Genomic DNA, 6,795 nt, shown 5'->3' on the forward strand with positions numbered 1-6,795 from the left:
GAACAATCCCGCCGATGCGTTTGATGTGTCCAATGCGCCCGTCCCGGCCGGCATGTAGCGCGCCATTTGAACCTGCTGCGCGATCAGGTCGAGCGCGTTGCCGGCGGCATCGCGCAAACGAGCTGTTTCGGTGGCGCGATCATAGGCGAGCCGCTGTCCGCGATACAGCGAAATGGTCGCGATCACGATCAACAATCCGAGCGCGACGGATATCGACAGTTCGAGCAGCGTGTGGCCGCGTTGAGTATTACGGGAGGTAGTCATCGTGCGAACGTCACGGCAACACAGGCCACTTTCGCGCCGACGCCAGGCTCGTCGCACACAGGTTCGTCGCCGTTACCGGAGACCGGCGGCCGCCATCTGACCACCGCGACATGCACGCCATTGCCACGGTCCAGCACATCGACGCCCCCATCCGGCAACGCCGCGGCAGCGCGCACGCGCCATTGCGCAACGACCGGATCGCGGTCGGCATCGCGGCGGATTCCTTCTGCGACAGAATCCGCAATCGATACCGCCGTCTCACGCATCATCACTGACCGCTCGTTGCGGGCAAGCCACATCTGCGCACCGATGATTCCAAGCGCCGTCACCGCGCTCAGCGAGAGCGCGATCAACACTTCAATCAGCGAATCGCCTCGGTCAAACCTGCGCGTGAAGGTCGTCATGCGGTTGCTCCGCATGCACCTTGCGTGAGGCGCGCGCGTCCGCCGGCGGCGATCCGGATGCATCGGCGTCCACGTGCGCCGAGAGACGCCAAAGCGACATCGCGCGCGCTGAAATCAAAGCTGCGAAACCCGCCGATGATCTGCCCGGAAGGCGGCGTGAACGAAAGCTCACTCCCGGTTCCAGCCACGGCAACGCCAGCCAAAGCCGGCTGCATGCGCATCAGCACGCGCCCGCCGTCGCGCTCGGAAAACAGCGCCCAGCCGCATGCCCAATCAGTCAGTCCGCCGTCGCAGGCCTTCCCCGACAGGAGGCACGCACGCGCGGCGTCGATCCGGCACAAGGTCACGCGTGCGCCGCGCCGGATTGCTTCAGAGCGCGCCAAAGTGAGCGTGGACAACATGGCGCGCGCTCGTGCATCGACTTGATCGCGCTTGTGCCACATGACAAACGAAGGCGCCGAAAATGTCGCGATGACCGCGATTACCGCAAGCACGACGGCGAGTTCGGTCAGCGTAAAACCGGGTGAACATCGGAAATTCATCTGCATCCCTCATCGATTGAACCAGATCACCGATCAATCTAAAGAGAATTTTCCGCGCCCGCCATTAGCCGATTGGCCGAGTATCGGACGTGCAAAAGCCTCGACATACTGTCGAAACGATTACCGGTTTAAAGCGAGGAGGAGAAATGCAGAAACGCTCAGCGTTTGCGGGGAGTGTTCTTGCGCGGAGCCGCGCGGCGGAACTCTTCGAGCACGTCTTCAAATTCGGACACGTCTTCAAAACGCTTGTAGACCGAAGCAAAACGCACGTAGGCAATGGTGTCCAACTGGCGCAACTCGTTCATGACAAGCTCGCCCAGGCGGTCGCTGCGAACTTCGCGTTCACCGCTGCCCAGCAATTGATATTCGATGCGCGCAACGGCGGCATCGATAGCGTCGGCCGCAACCGGCCGCTTGCGCAGCGCCAGTTGCATGCTCGCCACGATTTTCGCGCGGTCGAACTCGGTGCGGCTGCCGTCTTTTTTAACGACGGACGGCAACGCGAGTTCCACGCGTTCATACGTAGTGAAACGCTTGTCGCAGGCGGGGCAGCGCCGCCGCCGGCGAATCGCCGCCCCATCTTCCGAGACACGCGAATCGGCCACTTGCGTGTCTTCGTGACGGCAGAAGGGGCAGCGCATGGCTTAGCCGTACACCGGGAATTGCTTGGTCAACGCAGCGACCTTCACGCGCACGCGCTCGAGGTTCGCTTCGTCTTCCGGCGCATCCAGCACATCGGCAATCAGATTGCCGACCTGCTCAGCCTCGGCCACGCCGAAACCGCGCGTGGTCATGGCCGGCGAGCCGAGACGCACGCCGCTGGTCACGAACGGCTTTTCCGGATCGTTCGGAATGGCATTCTTGTTGACCGTGATGTGCGCCTTGCCGAGCGCAGCTTCCGCTGCCTTGCCGGTGATGTGCTTGGCGCGCAGATCGACCAGCATCACGTGGCTTTCCGTGCGTCCCGAGACGATCCGCAAACCACGCTTGACCAGCGTTTCAGCCAGCACGCGCGCGTTATCCACGACTTGCTGCTGATACGTCTTGAATTCCGGCGACAGCGCTTCCTTGAACGCAACGGCCTTGCCGGCAATCACGTGCATCAGCGGACCGCCTTGAATGCCCGGGAAGATGGCCGAGTTGATCTGCTTCTCGTACTCGGCCTTCATCAGGATCACGCCGCCGCGCGGGCCGCGCAGGCTCTTGTGCGTCGTGGTCGTGACGAAATCAGCGAACGGCACCGGATTCGGATATACGCCTGCTGCAATCAGACCGGCGTAGTGCGCCATGTCGACCATGAAATAGGCGCCGACGCTTTTCGCAATCTTCGACAAACGCTCGAAGTCGATCTTCAGCGCGAACGCCGAAGCGCCCGCGACGATCAGCTTCGGCTTATGTTCCTTGGCGAGTTCTTCGGTCTTGTCGTAGTCGATGTCTTCAGCTTCGTTCAGGCCGTAGCTGACTACGTTGAACCACTTGCCCGACATGTTCACGGGGGAGCCGTGCGTCAGGTGGCCGCCTTCGGCGAGGCTCATGCCCATGATGGTGTCGCCTGGTTTCAGCATGGCGAAGAACACACCCTGGTTGGCCTGCGAACCGGAATTCGGCTGCACGTTCGCCGCTTCGGCGCCGAACAGTTGCTTCACACGATCGATTGCCAGTTGCTCGACCACGTCGACATATTCGCAGCCACCGTAGTAACGCTTGCCCGGATAACCTTCGGCGTACTTGTTCGTCAGTTGCGAACCTTGCGCGGCCATGACGGCCGGGCTCGTGTAATTTTCCGAGGCGATCAGCTCGATGTGATCTTCCTGACGAGTATTTTCCTTCTCGATCGCGGCAAACAGTTCCGGATCGACTTGGGCGATGGTGCTCTTGGCTCTATCAAACATACGTTTTCCGTTGAATGGGTGTCAGTTGACCGGATCGCGCGTGCGCAACATATCTGCGCCGCGGGAGCGCGAAGCACGATGGGTCCAGGCGAGGCGGAAGAAAGACGCTCCGTTGACGCGAGACGGACAGCCACCGGCAACGCAACACATGCGTGCGGATCTCGGCTGCCCAGGCGAACGGCAAAACGACACCCTGCGCTTCCCGGTGGGTTATTCCACCTTGGACCCGAAGATCCTTGTCGCCAGTTACGCAGGGCTGGAGCGCCCTAGTTTAATGGCGCGTCCGGGATTAGGCAACAGCCGCTAAACACTTGAAATTGCTCGGTTCTGAAAGGCCTGTCATTCATGAAAGCGCCATTCGCGGATGGTCGGGCACCAAAATTGCCACAGGCGCCCAGCCGGCAATGGCTCACCCGGACAAATGGAGATTCTGGTTGACAACTTGCCGCGCCGCATCATTGGAAGTACGCTGTCCGGCTTTCCCGCGCGCGCTCGGGCGCGCGACCTCGGCATCTCCGCAACCTGACCGCAACCTGACAATGGGAATCCGCACATGATCGTATTTGTCACTGGCGCTTCCGCCGGCTTCGGCGCCGCCATCGCCCGTACGTTTGTAAAAGGCGGCCATCGCGTCATTGCCACGGCGCGCCGCAAAGACCGGCTCCTGGAATTGTCGAAGGAGCTCGGCGACGCCCTTTTGCCCGTTGAACTCGATGTTCGCGACGACGCCGCAATCAAGTCCGTCATAGCCGGTTTGCCGGCCGAATTCGCCGACATCGACGTGCTCGTGAACAACGCCGGACTGGCGCTCGGCCTGGAACCGGCGCAGCGAGCGAGCCTCGACGACTGGAACAACATGATCGATACGAACTGTAAAGGTCTCGTCACGGTCACCCACGCTTTGCTGCCCGGCATGGTCGAGCGCAATCGCGGTCACGTGTTCAACCTGAGTTCGGTCGCGGCGACCTACCCGTACGCCGGCGGCAATGTATATGGCGCGACGAAGGCGTTCGTGCGCCAGTTCAGCCTGAACTTGCGTGCCGATCTGGCCAGCACGGCGTTGCGCGTGACGGACATCGAACCGGGATTGTGCGGCGGGACCGAGTTCTCGAACGTGCGCTTCAAGGGCGACGACACGAAAGCGGCCAACGTCTATAAAGACGTGCAGCCGCTGACGGCCGAGGACATCGCCGACGCCATCTACTGGATCGCGACGCTGCCGGCTCACGTGAACATCAATGCCATTGAAATGATGCCGGTCGCGCAATCGTTCGGCGGGTTGAGCATTCATCGCGGCTGAAACGACACGGCTCCCGGGCAACGACCTCGATGACACCAATCCTAAGTTGTTGCCTGGAAACAGCAAATTACAGCGCGTTTCGGCGGCCAGTTTTCAGCTTCCGGTAAAATGCGTGGATGAATATGTCAACCAGCGAGCATCAACCGGCGACCGGCCCCTTGACTTTCGACTGGCCGCTGCGGGTCTACTACGAAGACACCGACGCCGGCGGCATCGTCTTCTACGCGAACTACCTGAAGTTCTTCGAACGGGCGCGCACCGAGTGGCTGCGCGCTTGCGGTATCGATCAACGCAAGCTGTCGGAGTCGGATGGCGTATTGTTCGTCGTCAAGCGGACGGCAGTGGAGTATTCGGCGCCCGCGCGGCTCGACGATGTGCTCCATGTGGTGAGCAGGATCGACCGTCTCGGGCGGGCCTCGGTGGATTTTCACCAGGAAGCGTGGCGCGACGGCGTGTTGCTGGCGTCTGGCGAGATCCGGGTCGCATCGGTCAGCCTCGCGTCGATTCGTCCGGTGGGAATTCCTGGATCAGTGCTGGCCGGATTGCGCCGCGGTCCGCACGTAGAATGCGCGTCAACCGTGCCGACACCAATATCGTTTAAATAACCTTGTTCAGAAAAATCCTATGTAGACAAAGCATCTTTGACTTCATCAAGACCTGAACTGAATAGAGCCTGCGGGACTTCACGCACGCAAGCACAGCAGCACCGAGCGCGCTCCGGCGACAACGTTGTCTTACCCGGAAGCCACTCGGACGCCCCTTTGGGACGTAACAGCGGACATTTATGAACACTACACAAGACCTGTCGATCGTTTCCCTCGTCATTCATGCCAGCCTGTTGGCGCAGGCCGTCATGGCGCTGTTGCTGATTCTGTCGTTGTTGTCCTGGACGTACATCATTCGTAAATGGTTCGCCATCCGGCGCGCCCGCGCTCAGACCGAGCGCTTCGAACGCGATTTCTGGTCGGGCGGCGACCTGCAGGCGCTGTATCAGAGCGCGGCGAACAACCGTCACACCATCGGCGCACTGGAGCGGATTTTCGAGTCCGGCATGCGTGAATTCCTGAAAGGCAAAGAGCGCCGCATGAACGATCCGGCCGCGATTCTCGACGGCTCGCGCCGCGCAATGCGCGCCGCTTTCCAGCGTGAAATGGACGGGCTGGAAGTCAATCTCGCGTTCCTTGCATCGGTCGGTTCGGTCAGCCCGTATATTGGTTTGTTCGGCACGGTCTGGGGCATCATGAACTCCTTCCGCGGCCTCGCGAACGTCCAGCAGGCAACGCTTGCCAACGTCGCGCCGGGCATTGCCGAAGCGCTAGTCGCAACCGCAATCGGTCTGTTTGCCGCTATTCCTGCTGTGGTCGCCTACAACCGCTACGCACACGATATCGACCGCCTCGCGATCCGCTTCGAAACGTTTATCGAAGAGTTCTCGAACATCTTGCAGCGTCAGGCTCACTAAGGAGTTCAGAATGGCCGGAGGTCCAATGCGTTCCAGCATGCGCGGCAGTTCACGGCGCGCCATGTCCGACATCAACGTCGTGCCGTATATCGACGTGATGCTCGTGCTGCTTGTCATTTTCATGGTGACCGCCCCGCTCGTCTCGCCGTCCATCATCAACCTGCCGACGGTCGGCAACGCCGCGCCGCAGGAGCAGACGCCGCCAGTCGTGGTCAACATCAAGGCCGACGGCAGCATGAACGTACGCTACAAGGAAGACGGCGGTGCTGCGCAACAGCAGAACATGACGAAGTCGGAACTCAATGACTTCGTGCTGAACCGGCAGGAATCGCATCCGGACCAGCCGGTCGTGATCGCCGCCGACAAGACCGTGAAATACGAAATCGTAATGAACGTGATGTCCGATATGAAGGCGCGCGGCGTCAAACGGGTCGGATTGTTAGTTAAATCGCAATGATGAATCGGCAGCCCAGCGGGAACCCTGGCGCGCGGATCAGCGCGCGCCCCATCCGTCCGCCGCGTGAACGCGGCACATGGAAGGCGTTCGCGCTCGCCGCGCTGATGCACGTGCTGCTCGGCATCCTGCTGTATCACGGCGTGAACTGGCAGAACAACACGCCGGCCGGCGCGGAAGCCGAGTTGTGGACGGATATTCCGGATTTGTCGGCGCCCACGCCGCGCATCGCTCCGCCTCCCGCGCCGCCGGTCAAGGTGCAGCCGGCGCCGCCGCCGGCGAAGGACGAGGACGCCGACATCGCGCTGCAGGAAAAAAAGCGCAAGCAGGAAGCAGCGGCGCGCGCCGCGCAACTCGTCGAGCAACAGCGCGCCCAGCAGCAGGCCGAGCAGGAAGCTGAAGCGAAGCGCCAGCAGCTTGCGGCCCAACAGGCGGCGCAGCAAGCCGCCGCGGCGGCAAAAACCGTTCAGGAAAAGC

Annotated in this window: 8 protein-coding genes, 2 pseudogenes and 1 riboswitch (1 of these 11 cut by a window edge); of the genes and pseudogenes, 5 read left to right on the forward strand and 5 right to left on the reverse strand. The window is 61.4% G+C overall.

Features of this window, described 5'->3' with window-relative positions; translation table 11 throughout:
- The 5 genes and pseudogenes from ACFFAR_RS18030 to glyA form a co-directional block, all read right to left on the reverse strand.
- Positions 1-264 (reverse strand): annotated as a pseudogene (locus tag ACFFAR_RS18030) (PilW family protein); it reaches 552 nt to the left of the window's first position.
- Positions 261-668 carry a prepilin-type cleavage/methylation domain-containing protein gene (locus tag ACFFAR_RS18035; RefSeq protein ID WP_375508214.1) on the reverse strand — a complete coding sequence of 136 codons (408 nt, stop codon included), beginning with the start codon at positions 666-668 and terminating at the stop codon, positions 261-263. Before ACFFAR_RS18035 ends, ACFFAR_RS18030 begins: the two are co-directional and overlap by 4 nt.
- On the reverse strand, positions 665-1,216 hold the full coding sequence (locus ACFFAR_RS18040) for a GspH/FimT family pseudopilin (RefSeq protein ID WP_375508215.1): 552 nt from the start codon (positions 1,214-1,216) through the stop codon (positions 665-667). Before ACFFAR_RS18040 ends, ACFFAR_RS18035 begins: the two co-directional genes overlap by 4 nt.
- Before the next feature lie 152 nt (positions 1,217-1,368).
- A complete protein-coding gene (gene nrdR, locus ACFFAR_RS18045; protein WP_375508216.1) occupies positions 1,369-1,851 on the reverse strand; it encodes a transcriptional regulator NrdR in 483 nt (160 codons plus the stop codon).
- Between the two features lie 3 nt (positions 1,852-1,854).
- Complete coding sequence (gene glyA / locus ACFFAR_RS18050) at positions 1,855-3,102, reverse strand: serine hydroxymethyltransferase (RefSeq protein ID WP_062000235.1); 1,248 nt, start codon at positions 3,100-3,102, stop codon at positions 1,855-1,857.
- A gap of 160 nt (positions 3,103-3,262) precedes the next feature.
- Positions 3,263-3,362: riboswitch (ZMP/ZTP riboswitch) on the reverse strand.
- A gap of 293 nt (positions 3,363-3,655) precedes the next feature.
- Between glyA and ydfG the strand changes: the two genes are divergently transcribed.
- The 5 genes and pseudogenes from ydfG to ACFFAR_RS18075 form a co-directional block, all read left to right on the forward strand.
- Positions 3,656-4,402, forward strand: a complete 747-nt coding sequence (ydfG, locus tag ACFFAR_RS18055) for a bifunctional NADP-dependent 3-hydroxy acid dehydrogenase/3-hydroxypropionate dehydrogenase YdfG (protein WP_062000976.1) — start codon at positions 3,656-3,658, stop codon at positions 4,400-4,402.
- Between the two features lie 122 nt (positions 4,403-4,524).
- Complete coding sequence (gene ybgC, locus ACFFAR_RS18060) at positions 4,525-5,007, forward strand: tol-pal system-associated acyl-CoA thioesterase (RefSeq protein ID WP_231941386.1); 483 nt, start codon at positions 4,525-4,527, stop codon at positions 5,005-5,007.
- A gap of 179 nt (positions 5,008-5,186) precedes the next feature.
- On the forward strand, positions 5,187-5,864 hold the full coding sequence (gene tolQ / locus ACFFAR_RS18065; protein WP_056354982.1) for a protein TolQ: 678 nt from the start codon (positions 5,187-5,189) through the stop codon (positions 5,862-5,864).
- A gap of 10 nt (positions 5,865-5,874) precedes the next feature.
- Complete coding sequence (gene tolR, locus ACFFAR_RS18070) at positions 5,875-6,321, forward strand: protein TolR (RefSeq protein ID WP_062000237.1); 447 nt, start codon at positions 5,875-5,877, stop codon at positions 6,319-6,321.
- Positions 6,321-6,795 (forward strand): annotated as a pseudogene (locus ACFFAR_RS18075) (protein TolA); the annotation flags it as partial. The gene tolR and the pseudogene ACFFAR_RS18075, both read left to right, overlap by 1 nt.

The sequence above is a fragment of the uncultured Caballeronia sp. genome, from assembly GCF_964243625.1.
In the GTDB taxonomy this organism is placed as follows: Bacteria; Pseudomonadota; Gammaproteobacteria; order Burkholderiales; family Burkholderiaceae; genus Caballeronia.